At 70.1% G+C, this 18419-nt stretch carries 16 protein-coding genes; 11 read left to right on the top strand and 5 right to left on the bottom strand.

The annotated features are described in order from the left end of the window. Positions 1-8 precede the first annotated feature (8 nt). The 5 genes from mtrB to KME79_RS05600 all read left to right on the top strand — a co-directional run bounded on the left by mtrB (position 9) and on the right by KME79_RS05600 (position 7046). Positions 9-1745, top strand: a complete 1737-nt coding sequence (gene mtrB / locus KME79_RS05620; RefSeq protein WP_148034221.1) for an MtrAB system histidine kinase MtrB — start codon at positions 9-11, stop codon at positions 1743-1745. Continuing rightward, on the top strand, positions 1732-3495 hold the full coding sequence (locus KME79_RS05615) for an LpqB family beta-propeller domain-containing protein (protein WP_219543561.1): 1764 nt from the start codon (positions 1732-1734) through the stop codon (positions 3493-3495). The genes mtrB and KME79_RS05615 overlap by 14 nt, the downstream gene beginning before the upstream one ends. Positions 3496-4211: 716 nt before the next feature. Further along, positions 4212-4904 (top strand): phosphoribosyltransferase family protein, encoded by a 693-nt coding sequence (locus KME79_RS05610; RefSeq protein WP_308248800.1) that lies wholly within the window; start codon positions 4212-4214, stop codon positions 4902-4904. Positions 4905-5512: 608 nt separating this feature from the next. Continuing rightward, positions 5513-6175 carry a ribosome hibernation-promoting factor, HPF/YfiA family gene (hpf, locus tag KME79_RS05605; RefSeq protein WP_148034219.1) on the top strand — a complete coding sequence of 221 codons (663 nt, stop codon included), beginning with the start codon at positions 5513-5515 and terminating at the stop codon, positions 6173-6175. Between the two features lie 172 nt (positions 6176-6347). Beyond that, complete coding sequence (locus KME79_RS05600) at positions 6348-7046, top strand: response regulator (protein ID WP_148034218.1); 699 nt, start codon at positions 6348-6350, stop codon at positions 7044-7046. A gap of 129 nt (positions 7047-7175) precedes the next feature. On the opposite strand, the gene KME79_RS05595 is transcribed toward KME79_RS05600, so the two are convergent. Together KME79_RS05595 and KME79_RS05590 are read right to left on the bottom strand one after the other, a co-directional pair. After that, entirely contained in the window at positions 7176-8390 is a 1215-nt protein-coding gene (locus tag KME79_RS05595) for a winged helix-turn-helix domain-containing protein (protein WP_219543559.1), read from the bottom strand. Positions 8391-8563: 173 nt separating this feature from the next. Beyond that, positions 8564-8824, bottom strand: a complete 261-nt coding sequence (locus tag KME79_RS05590; protein ID WP_148034216.1) for an HGxxPAAW family protein — start codon at positions 8822-8824, stop codon at positions 8564-8566. Between the two features lie 224 nt (positions 8825-9048). On the opposite strand from KME79_RS05590, the gene secA reads away from it, so the two are divergent. Beyond that, positions 9049-11844: a preprotein translocase subunit SecA gene (secA, locus tag KME79_RS05585; RefSeq protein WP_219543558.1), complete on the top strand. Its 2796-nt coding sequence runs from the start codon at positions 9049-9051 to the stop codon at positions 11842-11844. 316 nt (positions 11845-12160) lie between these two features. Here the strand turns inward: secA and KME79_RS05580 are convergent, their stop codons facing one another. From KME79_RS05580 to KME79_RS05570, 3 genes are all read right to left on the bottom strand, one after another. Beyond that, positions 12161-12538, bottom strand: coding sequence for an Rv3235 family protein (locus KME79_RS05580; RefSeq protein WP_148034214.1), 378 nt, complete (start codon positions 12536-12538; stop codon positions 12161-12163). Between the two features lie 180 nt (positions 12539-12718). Then, a complete protein-coding gene (locus tag KME79_RS05575) occupies positions 12719-14047 on the bottom strand; it encodes a PTS transporter subunit EIIC (RefSeq protein WP_308248799.1) in 1329 nt (442 codons plus the stop codon). Between the two features lie 24 nt (positions 14048-14071). Then, entirely contained in the window at positions 14072-14812 is a 741-nt protein-coding gene (locus KME79_RS05570) for a GntR family transcriptional regulator (RefSeq protein ID WP_219543557.1), read from the bottom strand. 136 nt (positions 14813-14948) lie between these two features. Here KME79_RS05570 and KME79_RS05565 point away from each other — a divergent pair, with 136 nt between their 5' ends. The 5 genes from KME79_RS05565 to nagZ all read left to right on the top strand — a co-directional run bounded on the left by KME79_RS05565 (position 14949) and on the right by nagZ (position 18416). Beyond that, entirely contained in the window at positions 14949-15971 is a 1023-nt protein-coding gene (locus KME79_RS05565) for an SIS domain-containing protein (protein WP_372452404.1), read from the top strand. 50 nt (positions 15972-16021) lie between these two features. Then, positions 16022-16258 (top strand): PTS sugar transporter subunit IIB, encoded by a 237-nt coding sequence (locus KME79_RS05560; RefSeq protein WP_148034210.1) that lies wholly within the window; start codon positions 16022-16024, stop codon positions 16256-16258. Between the two features lie 11 nt (positions 16259-16269). Further along, positions 16270-16716, top strand: coding sequence for a PTS sugar transporter subunit IIA (locus KME79_RS05555; protein ID WP_148034209.1), 447 nt, complete (start codon positions 16270-16272; stop codon positions 16714-16716). Positions 16717-16763: 47 nt separating this feature from the next. Next, positions 16764-17024, top strand: a complete 261-nt coding sequence (locus KME79_RS05550; RefSeq protein ID WP_148034208.1) for an HPr family phosphocarrier protein — start codon at positions 16764-16766, stop codon at positions 17022-17024. 69 nt (positions 17025-17093) lie between these two features. Continuing rightward, complete coding sequence (nagZ, locus tag KME79_RS05545; RefSeq protein WP_219543555.1) at positions 17094-18416, top strand: beta-N-acetylhexosaminidase; 1323 nt, start codon at positions 17094-17096, stop codon at positions 18414-18416. The last annotated feature ends 3 nt before the right edge of the window (positions 18417-18419 follow it).

The raw sequence follows: 18419 nt of genomic DNA, 5'->3' as shown, positions 1-18419 counted from the left end.
TCCCCGCCATGCCCCCGACCAAGACGAGACGCACACGCCGCCGGACCCTCCGCCAGATACTCGGCGGGATCCGGCGGCGGGCTCGTCGTGCGGCGGGCAGGGCCCGCCGGCTGTGGCGGCGCTCGCTCCAGCTCCAGGTCGTCACCAGCACCCTGGTCATCTCGCTGATCGTCGTGGTGGTGCTCGGCATCTTCCTGTCCGACCAGATCAACAACTCGGTCATCGAGCGGCGGCAGCAGTCCGCCGCCAGCGAGGCCGCGGCCGACCGGCTGCAGATCGCCGACGCGCTCACCCGGCGCGAGGACGACCAGGCCAAGTCCTCCGACCCCGGCAAGAGCGTGCCGCCCGACCCGCTCGACGAGGTGATGGACAACATCATCGGCACCGGCAGGGACGGCTGGAAGAAGCGCTACGAGGTGCTGATCCTCAACGTCGACGAGCCCGGCCGGTCCCGCGCGTCGGGCAACGTCAACCAGCAGAACATCCCCGAGGCGCTGCAGCAGATGCTGCGCCGCCAGGCCGAGAAGTTCATCGACAGGCCGCAGCGCTACACCGAGCCGATCAGGCTGCCCGGCGAGAGCCAGCACAGGCAGACCCTCGTCATCGGCGCCATCATCCACGTCAACGGCAGCTACGAGGTCTACCACTTCTTCCCGTTCGACGAGGAAGAGCAGATGCTGTCGAACGTCCGGCTGGCCATCGTCGTGGTCGGCTTCGGGCTGGTGCTGCTGCTCGCCGCCATCGCGTACCTCGTGGCCCGCCAGGTCGTCACGCCGGTCCGGCTCGCCCGCCAGGCCGCCGAGCGGCTGGCCGCCGGGAAGCTCGACGAGCGGCTCAAGGTGCGCGGCGAGGACGACCTGGCGAGGCTCGCGACCTCGTTCAACGAGATGGCCGCCAACCTGGCGCTCAAGATCCACCAGCTGGAGGAGCTGTCGCAGGTGCAGCGGCAGTTCGTCTCCGACGTCTCGCACGAGCTGCGCACCCCGCTCACCACCGTCCGCATGGCCGCCGACCTGCTGTACGACGCGCGCGAGGACTTCGAGCCGATGGCCTCGCGCTCGGCCGAGCTGATGCAGGCCCAGCTCGAACGGTTCGAGTCGATGCTGGCCGACCTGCTGGAGATCAGCCGGTACGACGCCGGCGCCGCCGACCTGGACCTCGACTCCGTCGACATCCGCGACGTGGTGCTGCGCGCCATCGCCGACTCCGAGGCGCTGGCCGAGCGCCACAGCACCCGCTTCGAGCTGCGGTTGCCGAACGAGCCGTGCATGGCCGAGGTCGACAACCGCCGGGTCGAGCGCATCCTGCGCAACCTGCTGTTCAACGCCATAGAGCACGGCGAGGGCCGCGACGTCGTGGTCACCGTCGGCGCCGACAGGGACGCGGTCGCGGTCGCGGTGCGCGACCACGGCATAGGGCTCAAACCCGGCGAGGACACGCTGGTGTTCGACCGGTTCTGGCGGGCCGACCCGTCGCGGGCCAGGACCATCGGCGGCACCGGGCTCGGCCTGGCGATCTCCCGCGAGGACGCCGGCCTGCACGGCGGCTGGCTGCAAGCGTGGGGCCAGCCGGGCGAGGGCTCGCAGTTCCGGCTCACCCTGCCCAGGAAGGCCGGCACCGACCTCAAGGGCTCCCCGCTGTCGCTGGTCCCGCCCGAGATCGAGATGCGCCGCACCTGGCGCGGCCAGATGACGCCGGTCCTGCTGCCGGCCACCGGAGACGGGGGCGGCCATGACGAGGATTAGGCGGCTGGGCGGCGCCGCCGCCTTCGCGTTCACCATGCTCCTGGCCGGCACCGGCTGCGCGGTCATCCCCGTGGGCGGGCCGTTCCCGGTGGACGACGCGGGCAGCGGCGACTCCGTCACCGTGCCGTTCCAGCGCATGCTCGCCGTCGCGCCGCAGCCCGACTGGGGGCCGCAGCAGGTCGTGGAGGGCCTGCTGGCCGCCATGGCCGCCTACGACGACGACCCCTCCGTGCTGCCCAAGTACCTGACCGAGGAGGCCAGGCGGGTCTGGAAACCCGACGGCGCCATCACGGTGATCGACAACTCGTTCCGGTTCGGCGAGCTCGTCGAGAACAAGGAGAAGAACGAGACCGTCCTCTCCATCCAGGGCAACAAGATCGCGCAGATCAACGAGGACGACACGTACGTGCCGGTCGGCTCGTCGGGCGACCCCAAGATCAACCGGCCGATCACCCTGGTCAAGGACGCCAACGGGGCCTTCAAGGTCAACGGGTTGCAGCAGGGCCTGCTGCTCACCGACGCCGACGTGCGGCGCGCGTACCGTCCCACCAACCTCTACTACCTCAACGGCAGCTCCGGCGCCGACCCGCAGCCCGACCGGCTGGTCGTCGACCGGCTGCGGCTGCGCGTCGACCCCGACAAGAGCTTCGCCCAGACCATCGTCGAGCGCCTCGCCGAAGGGCCGACCAGCGGGCTGCAGGGCGCGGTCGGCAACGAGTTCCCGGAGGGCGCCAGAGTGCGGTGGATCCGGTCCAGCGAGGACCGGGTGGTGATCAACATGGGCGGCCCGTTCAACCCGCTCGACACCTACACACAGGGCCTGCAGGCCCAGCTCAGGGCCAGCCTGAGCAGCAACAACCTGGCCAACGGCCGCACCCTGGAAGTGCTGCTCGACGGCGAGCAGTTCTTCTCCTCCGGCCCGCTCACCGTGCCGGCCAACCTGCCGGAGAGCTGGCTGGGCAGCGAGGACAAGCAGGTGTTCTACAGCAGCGGCGGCGCGGTGTTCGTGCTGGGCAGCGACGGCGAGGGCCACCCCGTGACCGGCCCCGCCGGACAGCCCAGCCAGGGCTACACCGGCTTCGCCGTCTCCAAGGACCGCGACCGGATCGCCGCCAGGTCCGCGGCGGGCGGCATCTGGGTGACCCGGCACTCGCCCGACGGCCGCTGGCAGGAGTCCATCCCCGGCGCCGACCTCACCGACCCGTCCTGGCACCGCGACGGCAGCCTGTGGACGTTCGACCGGCAGAACGGCGAGGTCATCCGCTCCCACCCGGTCGTCGGCCGGGGGCCCGAACGCGTCGCCGCGCCCGCCCTCCAGGGGCTGAACGTCACCTCGCTGCGGATGGCGCGCAACGGGGTCCGCGTCGCGGTCGAGATCGGCGACAACCGGGTCCAGGTCGGCGCGCTCACGGGCGGCGGCGGGAACGCCATGCTGAGCAACTTCGAGACGCTGACCACGGTCTCGGGCGGCGACGAGATCGTGGACATCGCCTGGAGCGACGGCGGCCACCTGCTGGTCCTCGTCCAGACCAAGGCGGGCCAGGTCGTCAAGGAGATCAACGTCGGCGACGGGGAGACCACCCAGCTCCCGACCACCAGCAAGCGTCTGGAGCGCCTGGCCGCCCTGGGCGACGCGATCCTGGCGACCACCGAGGACAGCAACGAGATCCTCGAATACAGCCGCGACAAACAAACCTGGACCCCGAAGCCCGCCACCGCCGTCGACCAGCCGATCTTCGCCCTGGGCTGACTTCGGGGGATCGCTCCGGCGGCTCTCGATTGGTTCGGCCGCCTCAACCGCGAGCCGGAAGGTGCTTGGGGTGCGAGCGGGAAGTCTTTTGGGCGCGGGCGTGAAGCTTCTTACGGCGTGAGCCGGAGGTCTCTTGGGGGCGCGGGCGTGAGGCTTTCTGGGGCGTGAGCCGGATGTCTTTTGGGGCGTGGGCGTGAAGCTTCTTGGGGCGTGCGCCGGGCGTCTCTTGCGGGCGCTGGTGCGAAGCTTCCTGGGGCGCGAGCCCGAATTTCTCGGGGCGCGAGCGCAGAGGCACGCGCCTCTCTTGATCTTTTCTGTGCGGGCCCGAGGGACGCACGCTCGGTCAGCGTCTTGGGTTCAAACGAAAGATCCAAAAGCGAAAATCCTTTTGGGAACCCCCTCGGGCTGGGCGCCGATAGGCGTGCCTGACGGCCCGCTCAGCCCGCCGTAGTTCCGTAGAGAGTCGTTCGCGACAGGTGGCGTCTCTGGGTGCCCGTTCGGCTACTGAAAGTGTCGGTGGTGGGCGGCATGCTGGGGCCGTGTTCGCCGGTCTGCTTGATGTCGTGCTGCCGCAGCCATGTCTCGGCTGTGGTGCTCCGGGGGTGCGTCTGTGCGAGGGGTGCCTGGCGGGTGTGGTGGTGCCCTCTCGCCGGATGCCCGTGCCGTGTCCCGATGGGTTTCCCGTGTGCTGGTCCGCTTCTCCGTACGGGGGCGTGGTGCGCAAGGCCGTCATCGCCTACAAGGAACGGGGTGAGGCGGCCCTGGCGGCGGCCCTCGCCGACCTTCTGGCCTTCGCCCTCGTGGCGGCCCTCCGATCGCCGCAGGAGGGCGCTGAGGGCGCTGTGGAGAGGTTTCGTGGACGGGGGAGCGCTCGGTCGACGCCGAGGCTTCGTGGGGTGGGGGAGTGCGGGCTTCTTCCGGGAGGGGAGGGGGTGATCGTGGTGCCGGTGCCCAGTGGGCGGGCGGCCGTCAAGGGGCGGGGTCACGACCACGTGGGGGCGCTGGCGGAGCGGGTGGTGCGACGGCTGTGCGGACGGGGTGTGGCCGCCACGCTCTGGCCCGCGCTGCGGCAGCGCCGGAAGGTGGCCGACCAGTCGGGCCTGAGTTCCGCCGACCGGGTGTCGAACCTGGCCGGGTCCTTCTCCGTATCTGAGAGCGCTGTCCGAGATCTCGAAGTCGCAGGGAGGGGTGGGGTCCGCGTACGTGGGAGTTCGGCAGGCTTCGTGCGGAGGGCCGGGGGTGTGTTCGATCGTGCCCGGGTGGTCGTCGTGGACGATGTCGTCACGACGGGAGCGACGCTGGCGGACGCCGCGAGGGCGCTGCGGGCGGTGGGGGCGACGGTGCCGCTGGCCGTCACCGTCGCCGCGACACGCCGGATCTCACGAAATGGTCACGGTGACAGTCAGTAAAGAAAGGCCCAGGTGTGTTGCCTTCCGGAGGGCCACATGTCCGTAGCGGGAAGCGCCCGGTGAGGCAGCTCAGAAGGCTTGCCGCCCTGTCCTGTAAGGGGTGCCGTGGGACCAAACGGGGCATTCAGCCGGCCCGTAACCCCGCGCGAAAATCACGGAAAGTGATCCTTTGGAGCTTCCTCCGGCTGACATTCGCCGCCGATCCGGATAGCGTTCTGAACATGGCACCCGTTCGGGTCCGTGGTTGCGCAGAGCCGGGGCTCCCGGCTCCGCTAGCCGATGCCAGCCGCAGGCGAAACGGCCCACGTAAGGCGACTTTTCGTCGTCCGATCACGGTGCGGCTTAGGGGTAAGTCCTGCCTCCCCGGGGGTCCAGATGTCCCCCGCCAGGAGAGAAGGGCGGTAGTGGCATCAGAGCTGCGAAACCCTCAGCAGGCGGATGTGGGGTCGAAGACCAGGTCGGCCGGACGGGTGCCACCCGCGTTCCCGGTGACGAGGCGTCGGAGGAGGGTAACCCTGAAGGACAGGCGGACAGCAGAAAACCCTGCCCGGCACCACGCGAGTCGTCGGGCGCTCTATCTCAGTCGTTAGACGAAGGGGGGCTGTTGCATGGACATCATCGTCAAGGGCCGGCACACGGGAGTGAGTGATCGGTTCCGAGACCAGGTGACAACCAAGCTGGCCAGGATCGAGCGTCTGGACAACAAACTCATCCGAGTCGATGTGGAGGTGTCGAAGGAGCGCAACGTGCGCGCGGCCGACCAGCGAGAGCGGGTCGAGCTGACCATTCACACCCGCGGTCCCGCCATCCGCGCGGAGGCCAGCGCCGACGACCGTTTCGCCGCTCTGGACATCGCGATGGACAAGCTGGAGGGACGCCTCAGGCGGCTGGCCGACCGGCGCAAGATCCATCACGGCAACCACAAGCAGCCGTCCATGGCGGAGATCACCGCCACGATGCCCGACCTGGCCGCGCCCGCACCGTCCAAGGTCGAGCCCGCCCGCGAGGAGGCCGAGCCCGAGGAGGATCGGCTGCCGGAAGACAAGCAGTACGACGACATCGTCCCCATCCAGATGGACGGCGAAGGCCCTCTGATCGTCCGGGAGAAGCACCACAAAGCAGAGCCCATGACCATCGACCAGGCCCTCCTCGAGATGGAGCTGGTCGGACACGACTTCTATCTGTTCCGTGACAAGGAGAGCGGCCTGCCATCCGTCGTCTACAACCGGCGTGGGTACAACTACGGTGTGCTGCGGCTCGTAGAGCCCTGACGGCCGCCGGAAAGATCTTCTCGACCACCCGAGAACCGCGGCACACGTGCGATCATGGCGGTTCGACGGCTCTGGCCCCCCGACGAGGAGGAGACGTGAGCGAGCTCAGTCAGGCGAGGACGAGCGAGCGAACCGGAGACACGACGGTCGCGAGGCGCATCAAGGAGGCCTTGTGACGGAGTCCGGCGAGGCGCGCCCCTCCGGCGGCGAGCCGATCCGCGTGCTGATCGTGGACGATCACGAGCTGATCAGGCGCAGCCTGGCCCTGGCGCTGGCCGCGGAGCCTGACATCGAGGTGGTCGGGGAAGCGAGCGACGGTCAGGAGGCGGTCGAGCTGGCCGATCGCCTCATGCCCGACGTGGCGTTGATGGATGTGCGCATGCCGCGGCAGGACGGCATCGAGGCGACCAAGGGCATCAAGGCCTCGGTGCCGAGCACCCGCATCATCATGCTGACGGTGAGCGACGAGGAGGAAGACCTCTTCGAGGCCATCAAGGCCGGCGCGACCGGCTACCTCCTCAAGGACGTCCAGATCAACGACGTGCCCGCGGCGGTCCGCGGCGTCCACGAGGGGCAGTCGCTGATCAACCCGGCCATGGCGGCCAAGCTCATCAACGAGTTCGCCAGCATGAGCCGCAAGGAGACCGAACGCCCGCCGCAGGTGCCGGTCCCGCGGCTGACGGAGCGCGAGATGGAGGTCCTGCGGCTCGTCGCCAAGGGCATGAACAACCGGGAGATCGCCAAGCAGCTGTTCATCTCCGAGAACACGGTGAAGAACCACGTCCGCAACATCCTGGACAAGCTGCAACTGCACTCGCGCATGGAGGCCGTGGTGTACGCGGTCCGCGAGCGCATGCTGGAGATCACCTGATCCGCCCCAGCCCCGCCCGCCCCTCCCCCTGAGGGAGGGCGGGCTAAGGCGACGGCGGGCCCAGCGGCTCGCCGACCTGGGCAAGTCAGCGGGCCAGGGTCTCGGTCGGGCGGCTCGCCAGCCTGGGAATCAGCGGGCCAGGGTCGTGTTGAGTGCCTCGGCGAGCTCGGGTGGGTCGGCGCGTTCGACGCGTACGGTGTCGCAGCCGACCCAGGTGGCGGCCGATCGGAGCGCGTCGCCCATCGCCTCGACCCAGCGGGCGCTGGTCAGGCCCGGCTCCAGGCTGACCTTCCTGGCCACCAGCGTGGTGCCCTCGCGCGCCGGGTCCACCCTGCCGATCAGGCGGCCGCCGGCCAGCACCGGCATCGTGAAGTAGCCGTGGACCCGCTTGTGCTTCGGCACGTACAGCTCAAGCTGGTAGGCGAAGCCGAAGACGCGCTCGGTGCGGCCGCGGTGCCAGATCAGCGAGTCGAACGGCGAGACCAGGGTCGTGCGGTGGCGTCCGCGCGGCTCCGACTCCAGCGCGGCCGGGTCGGCCCAGGCGTTGGGCACGGCTCCGGGCGCCGAGCCGTTGCGGCCGGCCCTGACGGCGGGCCAGCCGGCGACGCGCACCGGCGTCAGCCCGGCGGCACCGCTCGCGAGGGCCTCGTCGAGGATCTCGGCGGAGCGCCCCTTGAGGCGGAGGAAGTCGATCAGGTCGGCCCGCGTGGCGACCCCGAGTGACCGGCCCGCGATGCCGGCGAGCCGGACGACGCACTCCTCGTCGGTGAGGTCCTCGGCCAGCAGTCCGGCGGGCACCACGCGCTCGGCCAGGTCGTAGACCCTGCGCCAGCCCACCCGGCGGGTGCAGACCACCTCGCCGATGTCGAGCAGCCACTCCAGGCCGATCTTGGAGTCGGACCAGTCCCACCACGGGCCGCCGTTCTTGGCCCCGCCGACGTCGGCGGTGGTGAGCGGGCCGTGGTCGCGCACCTGCTGGAGCAGCTTGTCGACGCTGTCGGGCACCTCGTGCCAGCGGAAGCGGCGCTCGCGGTAGGCGCGCCGCCGGAACGCGAAAAGGGGCCAGTTCTCGATCGGCAGGATGCAGGCGGCGTGGCACCAGTATTCGAAGCTGCGGGCCGGGGCGTCCCAGTAGGCCCGCTCGACGGCGGGCCTGCCCACGGCGCCGAGCCGGGCGTAGGCGACGAGCTCGTGGGAGCGGGCGAGCACCGAGATGGTGTCGAGCTGGACGGCGCCGAGCCTGCGGAGCATGCCCTGCACCCCGCCCTGACGGCCGTCGGAGCCGAGCAGCCCCTGGGCGCGCAGGATGAGCCGGCGCGCCTCGTCGGCGGTCAGTTCGGTCATGTTCGCGATTCCGTACGGGGGAGCATGGCCGGAATGCTAGCCGCGGCCACTGACAGAACGGGGCCCGGGAATTACCGTCAGCGGGCCCGCGTTCATCATGGGACGAACCCGTCGCCGTCGGGGGTGCTTCTCGGAGGGGCCGCCTCGACGGTGCCCGCTCCGAGGGGGAAACGTCAGCGGTGGTCTTCGGCGTTCAGCCCCACCCGGGGCGCGTCGATCACCACATCGGTGAAGATGTCGAACACGAGGGCGAGGATGCCGCCCACCACGAACAGGCCGACGCCGATCCAGACGACCATCCAGTTCTCCATGGTCAGGCCGAATCCGGCGACGACGCTGCCGAGCAGCATCACCGTCACGGCCAGCCATGAGGACGCGCGGCCGCCGTGGCTACCGAGATTCTCGGTCTGCTCCGACTTCTGTCCCTCAACCATGACAAATCCCTCCTTGCCCGGATATCCCGGTTATCGGGGCGAACCGGCCTTTGACCGGCGTACTATCAGCCCGCCTGACATTCTCCCAGACATGTCCTGCGCCCTTGTCGGCACGGTGGCTGTGTCTGGTTGGAGAACCGCCTACGATGGCAGCGGGGAAGTTTGTCTCGGCCTCTCCTCCTGGCGGCGCCGCCGGGGTAGACCTGCGAGGAGCTTTACATAAAGTGGCAGCCATTCTCGACAAGATCCTACGTGCCGGCGAGGGCAAGACTCTGCGTAAGCTCAAGCGGATCGCAGACCAGGTCAACTCCATCGAGGACGACTTCACGAGCCTGTCCGACGCGGAGTTGCGCGCCCTGACGGACGAGTTCAAGCAGCGCCATGCCGATGGCGAGTCGCTCGACGACCTGCTTCCCGAAGCGTTCGCCACCGTACGCGAGGCCGCGCGCCGCGTGCTCGGTCAGCGTCACTTCGACGTGCAGATCATGGGCGGCGCCAATCTCCACATGGGCAACATCTCGGAGATGAAGACCGGTGAGGGCAAGACCCTCACCTGCACCCTCCCCGCCTATCTCAACGCGCTGTCCGGCAAGGGCGTCCACGTCGTCACGGTCAACGACTACCTGGCCAAGCGCGACGCCGAGAACATGGGCCGCGTCCACCGCTTCCTCGGTCTCGAGGTCGGGGTGATCCTGTCCGGCCAGGCGCCCGACGAGCGCCGCAAGCAGTACTTCGCCGACATCACCTACGGCACCAACAACGAGTTCGGCTTCGACTACCTGCGCGACAACATGGCGTGGGGGCTCGACGAGTGCGTGCAGCGCGGCCACAACTACGCCGTCGTCGACGAGGTCGACTCGATCCTCATCGACGAGGCCAGGACCCCGCTGATCATCTCCGGCCCGGGCGAGCAGTCCGGGAAGTGGTACCAGGAGTTCGCCAAGATCGTCCCGCGGCTCCGCCGCGGCGTCGAGGCGAAGAACCCCGGCGAGGAGAGCACCGGCGACTACATCGTCGACGAGAAGAAGCGCACGGTCGGCATCCTCGAGTCCGGCGTCGAGAAGGTCGAGGACTGGCTCGGCATCGACAACCTCTACAAGGCCGAGCACACCCACCTGGTCGGCTTCCTGAACAACGCCCTGAAGGCCAAGGAGCTGTTCAAGAAGGACAAGGACTACATCGTCACCGACGGCGAGGTCCTCATCGTCGACGAGTTCACCGGCCGCGTCCTCCACGGCCGCCGCTACAACGAGGGCATGCACCAGGCCATCGAGGCCAAAGAAGGCGTGAAGATCAAGGACGAGAACCAGACTCTCGCCACGATCACCCTGCAGAACTACTTCCGCCTCTACACCAAGCTCGCCGGCATGACCGGCACGGCGACCACCGAGGCCAACGAGTTCCACCAGACCTACAAGCTCGGCGTGGTCCCCATCCCGACCAACCGGCCGATGGTCCGCAAGGACCAGGCCGACGTCGTCTACAAGACCGAGGACGCCAAGTTCAACGCGGTGGTCGACGACATCAAGGAGCGCCACGAGCACGGCCAGCCCGTCCTCGTCGGCACCACCTCGGTCGAGAAGTCGGAGCGGCTGTCCAAGGCGCTCAGGCGCCGAGGCGTCACGCACGAGGTCCTCAACGCGAAGAACCACGCGCGTGAGGCGTCGATCATCGCCGAGGCGGGCCGCAAGGGCGCCGTCACCGTCGCCACCAACATGGCCGGTCGAGGCACCGACATCATGCTCGGCGGCAACCCCGAGTTCCGCGCCGACCAGGAGCTGCGCCAGCGCGGTCTCGACCCGGTCGAGACGCCCGAGGAATACGAGAAGGCCTACCCCGAGGCGCTGGAGAAGGCCAAGGCCGCGGTGAAGGCCGAGCACGACGAGGTCACCGAGCTGGGCGGCCTCTACGTGCTGGGCACCGAGCGCCACGAGTCGCGCCGCATCGACAACCAGCTCCGCGGTCGCTCCGGCCGCCAGGGCGACCCGGGCGAGTCCCGCTTCTACCTGTCGCTCGGCGACGACCTGATGCGCCTGTTCAACTCGGTCAGGGTCGAGGCGATCATGACGCGCCTCAACATCCCCGACGAGCAGCCGATCGAGTCCGGCATCGTCTCCAAGGCCATCGCCTCCGCCCAGCACCAGGTCGAGCAGCAGAACTTCGAGATCCGCAAGGAAGTTCTCAAGTACGACGAGGTGATGAACCGCCAGCGCAAGGTGATCTACGCCGAGCGCCGGCGGGTGCTGGAGGGCGCCGACCTGCACGAGCAGGTGCGCGGCTTCATCGGCAACGTCGTCGACGGCTACGTCGACGGCGCCACCTCCGACGGGTTCTCCGAGGAGTGGGACCTCGAGAAGCTGTGGAAGGCGTTCGCCGGCCTCTACCCGATCTCCGTCAAGCTTGAGGACCTCCTGGAGGAGGCCGGTGGCCAGGAGAACGTCACCGACGACCTGATCAGGGAGCGGGTCAAGGCCGACGCGCTGGAGGCGTACGCCAGGCGCGAGGAGGAGTGGGGCGCCGAGGCGACCCGCGACCTCGAGCGGCGCGTCATCCTGTCCGTCCTCGACCGCAAGTGGCGCGAGCACCTCTACGAGATGGACTACCTGCGCGAGGGCATCGGCATGCGGGCCTACGCGCAGAAGGATCCGCAGATCGAGTACCAGCGCGAGGGCTTCGAGATGTTCAACGCGATGCTCGAGGGCATCAAGGAGGACTCCGTAGGCTTCCTGTTCAACCTGGAGGTGGAGGTTCAGGAGAACCCCATCGTCGAGGAGCAGGAAGACCCGGTGCTGGCCGAGACGCGCTCCATCATCGCGCGCGGCCTCCGCGGTCCCGACCGCCCGGCGGAGCTGGAGTACACCGCTCCCGGCGAGCAGGGCGACGTGGAACACACCCGCGTCCGCACCACCTCGGCCGAGCGCGCCGCCTACGGCAACGTCGAGCGCAACGCCCCGTGCCCGTGCGGCTCGGGCAAGAAGTACAAGCGCTGCCACGGCGACCCGAAGAACGCCGGCAACTGACGCGTGACACGAGGACCCCTCGCCCGGCGGACGGGCGGGGGGTCCTCGTGCGTCCGGCTCAGAGGTGGGTGGTGGTGGTTTCCGAAACCCGCTGCACGATCAGGGTTGAGCAGCCGGTCTTCAGCGTGAGGAACGTCCGGTGGCTGTCGGAGGCGCCGGGCCGCCCATCCCCGGAACACCCTGCTCACCCTGAGGCCCGGCGGGACCCGTCGCACCCTGGGGCCCCGTCTTGTTCCAGGTGAGCTCCGTCTCGCGGGTCACGAACCGCGCATCCCCCGCGACACGATCTGGGAGCTCGGTTGGATCCGGCTTGCCGTCAGGCGGTCTCGAAGTCCGTGCAGAGCCACTGCACGCCCCTGCGTTCCAGGCGCAGGGCCAGGACGCGGTCGCGCTCGCCGCAGTGGACCAGGAGGCACATCTCCACCACGCCGTCGCTGGGCTCCTTGACGTGCGGGACGCCGACGAAGGGCGGGCGGCGGGTGTCGAGCATGCGACCGGCCCGTACGAGCTCGCGGTATGCCTGGCCGGTGAGGCGGTCGGCGACCGTCTCCGGGGGCCGCCGGCCGGAGAGGACCTCGGCGAGCGCCTGGCCGAGGTGGCGCAGCCGGCGCTCGTCCGGGAGCGCGCCGGGCGGGCCCCACACGAGGGGCGTGTCGAGCGCGAGCGAGCCGTGGACCTGGGGAGAGGGCGACATCGGGAGCCTCCGGAGGCGTTCCTGGTGAGAGACGGTACTAAGAGGTTCCGGCCAGGCCCCGGGATACACGGCACGCCAACTTCCCCGATCCATGCCCTGGTTCGCGGTGGATGGCGAAGAAGGTCAGCGCGAGTTGGGGTGGCCGCGTCCGGGTTGCGGACCCTCGGCCACGCCGCGATGTCACGACCGAATCGGGGTGGCCTCGCCCGAGTCCACGTCCGGTTCCGGCTCCCGGCCCGGGGTCATGATGTTCAGCCGCCTGATGAGGAAGCTGAACACCACGTAGTAGACCGCCCCGTACGCCACCCCGAGCAGCAGGATGCCCGGCAGGTTCTGGGTGTTGGACTTGCTGGCGTTGAGCAGCATGTCGAGCAGCCCGGCCGAGAAGCCGAAGCCGAGCTGCCCGCCGATCAGCGTGGTCAGCGCCATGGCCAGCCCGGTGAGCACGGCGTGCACGGCCAGCAGCAGCGGCGCGACGAAGATGAACGCGAACTCGATCGGCTCGGTGATGCCGGTGACGAACGAGGCCAGCGCCGCCGACAACATGATGCCGCCCACCGTGGCCCGCCGGTGCGGGGGCGCGGCCCGCCACATGGCCAGCGCGGCGGCCGGCAGCGCGAACATCATGACGGGGAAGAACCCGGCCATGAACTGCCCCGACTCCGGGGCGCCGCCGAAGTAGCAGTTCCAGTCGCCGCCGAGCACCCGCCCGTCCACCTCGCAGGTGGGCACCACGTGCCAGACGATCGAGTTGACGAAGTGGTGCAGCCCGAGCGGGATGAGCAGCCGGTTGATCAGCCCGTACAGGCCGGTGCCGAGCGGCCCGAGGGTGGTCAGCGCCTCACCGGCGTGGCCGATCCACTCACCGAGAATCGGCCACACCCAGCCGATGAGCACGCCGAGCCCGAGCGCCACGAAGGCGGTGAGAATGGGCACGAACCGCCGCCCGCCGAAGAACGCCAGCCACGACGGCAGCTTGATCCGGTGGAAGCGCTGCCAGAGCAGCGCGGTGACCAGCCCTATCAGGATGCCGCCGAGCACCTTGGTGGGGTTCTGCATGCCGTGGTTGATGATCTCGATGACGCCCTGGTCCGCGGCCTGCCGCAGGGTCACGGTCTCGCGGATGGCCGAGCCGGCGAACATCACCTTGCTCACCCGGTCGAACACCAGGTAGCCGACCACGGCGGCGAGCGCCGTCGTGCCGTCGGACTTGCGCGCGAAGCCGATGGCCACGCCCACCGCGAACAGCAGCGGGAGGTTCTCGAACAGCGCCTCGCCGGCCGCCGCCAGCACGGCCGCGACCTCGGTCATCCAGGCGAAGCCCGCCACGTCGGCGAGCCCGCCGGGCTCGGCGCCGTTGGCGCCCAGCATGTCGGGCTGGCCGAAGCGGAGCAGCAGGGCGGCCGCGGGGAGGGCGGCGATGGGCAGCATGAGCGAGCGGCCCAGCCTCTGCAGCACGTTCATCAGGCGTGAGAACGGCGAAGGCCGGGCGGCGGTGGTCTCGTTCACCGGGTGTTCCTCCGGGTCGGGCCCTCAACCCCGTCTTGCGGGCATTTCGAGTATGGTGCGCAGCTGGTAGCGGTCCGCCCGGTAGGTGGACACGCCCAGCTCGGCGCAGACGCCTCCGGAGAACGACCTGCGCTGGAGCAGCAGCACGGCGCCACCGCGGGGAAGTTTGAGCAGGTCGGCGTCGCTCGGATCGGCTATCCCCCCGTCTATGGTCAGCTCGCCCGCGTCCATGACCAGCCCGTAGCGGCTCTCCAGGAGCTCGTACAGCGATCTGCCGGTCAGGTCGTGGTCGGCCAGGTCGGGGGCGAGCTTGACCGGGATGTGCGCGCGCTCGATCGACAGCGGTTCGCCGTCGGCGGTGCGCAGCCGTTCGATGAAGTGGACCTCCTCGCCCGGCTGGATGCCCAGCTCCTTGGCCAGGTGGGCGCTGGCGCGCATGGTGCGCCGGTCGAGGTCGCGTGAGCCGGGCGCCATGCCCCTGGCACGCATGTCCTCGGTGAACGACGTGAGCTGCAGGGCCAGCTCGATCTTGGGCCGGGCGACGAACGTGCCCTTGCCCGGCACCCGGTGCAGGCGGCCCTCGGAGACCAGATGGTCGACCGCCTGCCGCACGGTCATCCGCGACAGGCCGAAGCGCTGGCAGAGCTCGCGCTCGGACGGGATCGCGGCGCCGATGCTCAGCTCGTCGCTGTCGATGAGGTCGAGCAGGATCTCGCGGAGCTGGAAGTACTTGGGCACCGGGCTGTCCGGGTCGATGTGGGCCACGGGATCCTCCCTTCGCTCGGGCCAGTCTGATGGGTTATGGTTCTCACTGGTCTAGTCCGGACTAGACCACATGTCCTGAAACAGGGTCAAGTCCGGAACGCTAACTCCCCGAGGAATGAGCCCCCAGATGACCAAGATGCGCAGCGAGATCGCCGAGCAGCCCGAGGCGCTGCGGGCCACGATCGACTCCCTGTTGCCCAGGATCGACGAGGTGCGGGCGCTGGGTGAGCGGACCCGGCAGTTGTTGTTCGTCGCACGTGGCACCTCCGACAACGCCGCAGTCTACGGCCGCTATCTGGTGGAATCCCACGCCGGGCGGCTGTCCGCGCTCGCCGCGCCGTCCATCGCCACCACCTACCGCCGCAAGCTCGACCTGGAGGGCGTGCTGGCCGTCGCGATCTCCCAGTCGGGCCGTACGGAAGAGATCGTGGAGACGCTGGCCTGGGCCAAGGACTGCGGGGCCGCCACCGTCGGGGTCACCAACGGCGGCCCGGACAGCCCGCTCGCCCAGGCCGCCGACCTGGCGCTGTGCACGGTCGCGGGGACGGAGGAGGCGGTTCCCGCCACCAAGACCTACACCACGCAGCTCGCCGCGCTGGCCGTGCTGGCGATCGGGCTCGGCGCCGACGTTGACCGGGCCGACCTGCTGCGGGTGCCCGAGGCCGTGGAGAAGCTGATCGCCGAGCCCGGTGACGTGGATGCCGTCGTGGACGGGCTCGCGGACAAGCACGGCGTGGTCGTCTCCGGCCGCGGCCTGGCCTTCTCCACCGCGCTGGAGACCGCGCTGAAGCTCAAGGAGGCGTGCTACCTGCACGCCATGGGCTTGTCGTACGCCGACCTGCTGCACGGCCCGATCGCCGTGGTCGACCACGCCACCCCGGCGCTGCTCGTCGCCGCCGAGAGCGGCCCCACGCTGCAGGGCACGGTGGCGCTGGCCGAGCGGGTCGTCTCGGCGGGCGCGGCGGCGTACACGATCGGCGGCGGCAGGGCGCTGGCCGGGGCCGGCACGGCCGCGATGAACGGCCCCGACCTGCCCGAATGGGTGGCCCCGATGGGCCTCATCGTGCCGGGGCAGCTGCTCACCGAGGCGCTCGCCCGGCGGCTGGGCATCGACCCTGACGCGCCGCGCGGCCTGAACAAGGTCACCCAGACCGACTGAACCCGGCGCCTGAGTAGCCTGGTCGCACAGCCACGGACGAGGAGGGCCTGATGGCGGCGGACGTGAACGCGCTCATCGCCGGTCTGGGCGGAGCCGGCAACATCATCGACATCGAACCCTGCATCACCCGCCTGCGCACGGAGGTGCACGACACGTCCAAGGTCGACCAGGCCGCGCTCAGGGCCGCGGGCGCCCACGGCGTGATGGCGGCGGGCAACGTGATCCAGGTCGTCGTCGGCCCGGAGGCGGACACGATCGCGAGCGACATCGAGGACATCATCGGCTAGAGGGCGGGGCCATGACGACTGTTCTCGCCCCGGTGGAGGGCGCGGCGGTGGGGCTGGCCGCCGTGCCCGACCCGGTGTTCTCGGCCGGCATGGTGGGGCCGGGGACGGCGATCGACCCCAGCAGGGGGCCGGGCGAGGCAGTCGCCCCCATCACTGGAAAAATCATGAAACTGCATCCGCACGCGTACGTCATCGTGGGCGATGACGGCAGGGGCGTGCTGGTGCATCTGGGCATCGACACGGTGCAGCTCAAGGGGAGGGGGTTCCGGTTGCTCGCGGCGGAAGGCGACCGGGTGAGCGCCGGCCAGCCCGTCGTGGCCTGGGATCCCACCGAGATCGAGGCGGGCGGGCGCTCACCCGTCTGCCCCGTGGTGGCGCTGGACGCGCTCGACTCGGCGGTGACGGCGCTGGCCGAAGGCACGGTACGGGCCGGCGACGAGCTGTTCCAATGGACGTGACGCGACAGGGGTCCGGCTGGTCCGGACCGGAGAAGAAGGAGGAGCCCATGGGCGAACGGAAGGCGACCGTGGCCGCGGAGGTGGGGTTGCATGCCCGCCCGGCGGCCACGTTCGTGCAGATGGCGATGAAGGCACCGATGGACGTCACGGTGGCGCGGTCGTCGGGCGGCGATCCGATCAACGGCAAGAGCATCCTGCAGATCATGGCGCTCGACGTCCGCAAGGGCGAGGAGATCGTCATCAGGGCGGAGGGCGACGGGTCGGAGGAGATCCTCGACCGGCTCGCGGACATCGCCTCGACCCCCTGACCCCCGTCCCTGGCGGTCCTGTGGAAAAAGGGGACGGCGCATCCGCCGGTCATGGATAGCGTGGGATTCATGTTGCGACGGATCGGTACGGCGAGTCTCCTGGCGGTGGCACTCACGGCATGCGGCGGCGGGGCGGCGGACGTCGCCCCCGCCGCGAAGCCGCCCGCGTCCGAGGCGAGTCCCGCCACCGAAGCCAACGGCCGGCCCACCGAGCCCACCGCCACCGAGCCCACCGCCACCGGATCCAGAGCCGCCCCGGCCGCCGACCCCGTCAAGCGGGCGCTGGCCGGGATGAGCGTGCGGGAGAAGGTCGGCCAGCTGTTCATGCCGGTCGTCTACGGCACCGCGGCCGACACCGTCTCCGGCGAGAACCAGGCCCGCTACGGCGCCCAGACCCCGGAGAAGGTCGTCGCCAAGTACCACCTGGGCGGCGTCATCCTGTTCCCGGCCAACGTCAAGAGCGTCGGCCAGGTGGTAGGGCTGACCAACGGGCTGCAGAAGTCCGCCGACCTCCCGCTGCTGATCGGCACCGACCAGGAGAACGGCCTGGTGTCGCGGATGTCCGCGGTGATGACCCGCTTCCCCGGCGCCGCCAGGATCGGCGCCACCGGCAAGCCCTCGGTGGCGCGCGAGGTGGCCCAGGCCACCGGCGAGGAGCTGCGGGCCCTCGGCGTCAACCTCGACTTCGCGCCGGTGGCCGACGTCAACATCGATCCGAAGAACCCGGTGATCGGCGAGCGCGCGTACGGGAACCGGCCCGGCGAGGTGGCCAAGATGGTCGGCGCCGCCGTCAAGGGCTTCGAGGCCGCCGGGGTGGCCGCCACCGCCAAGCACTTCCCCGGCCACGGCGACACCCGGATCGACAGCCACACCGGCCTGCCGGTGATCAAGCACACCAGGGCCCAGTGGGAGCGCCTGGACGCGCCGCCGTTCAAGGCCGCCATCGCCGCCGGGGTCGACGCGATCATGACCGCGCACATCGTGTTCCCCAAGCTGGACCCCTCGGGCGACCCGGCCACGCTGTCCAAGCCGATCCTGACCGGGCTGCTCAGGAAGGAGCTCGGCTTCAAGGGCGTCATCTCCACCGACGCGCTCAACATGGCCGGAGCCCGGGTGAAGTACGACGACGGCGAGGTCGCGGTCCGCGCCGTGCTGGCCGGCGCCGACCTGCTGCTGATGCCCAACGACCTGCCGAAGCAGTATCAGGCGGTGCTGAAGGCGGTCGAGTCGGGCCGCGTCTCCAAGGCCCGGCTGGACGAGTCGGTCACCAGGCTCCTCACGCTCAAGAAGGAGCGCGGCCTGCTCGGCGAGCCGCCCGTCGTCTCCGCGGAGAAGGCGGCCGAGGTGGTGCGCTCGGCCGAGCACCGCAGGCTGGCCGCCCGCGTGCGCTGACGC

It is taken from the genome of Nonomuraea harbinensis (assembly GCF_019396385.1).
Lineage (GTDB): Bacteria > Actinomycetota > Actinomycetes > Streptosporangiales > Streptosporangiaceae > Nonomuraea > Nonomuraea ferruginea.
The sequence above is the reverse complement of the archived record's forward strand: the minus strand, read 5'-3'. Positions and strand labels throughout refer to the sequence as shown.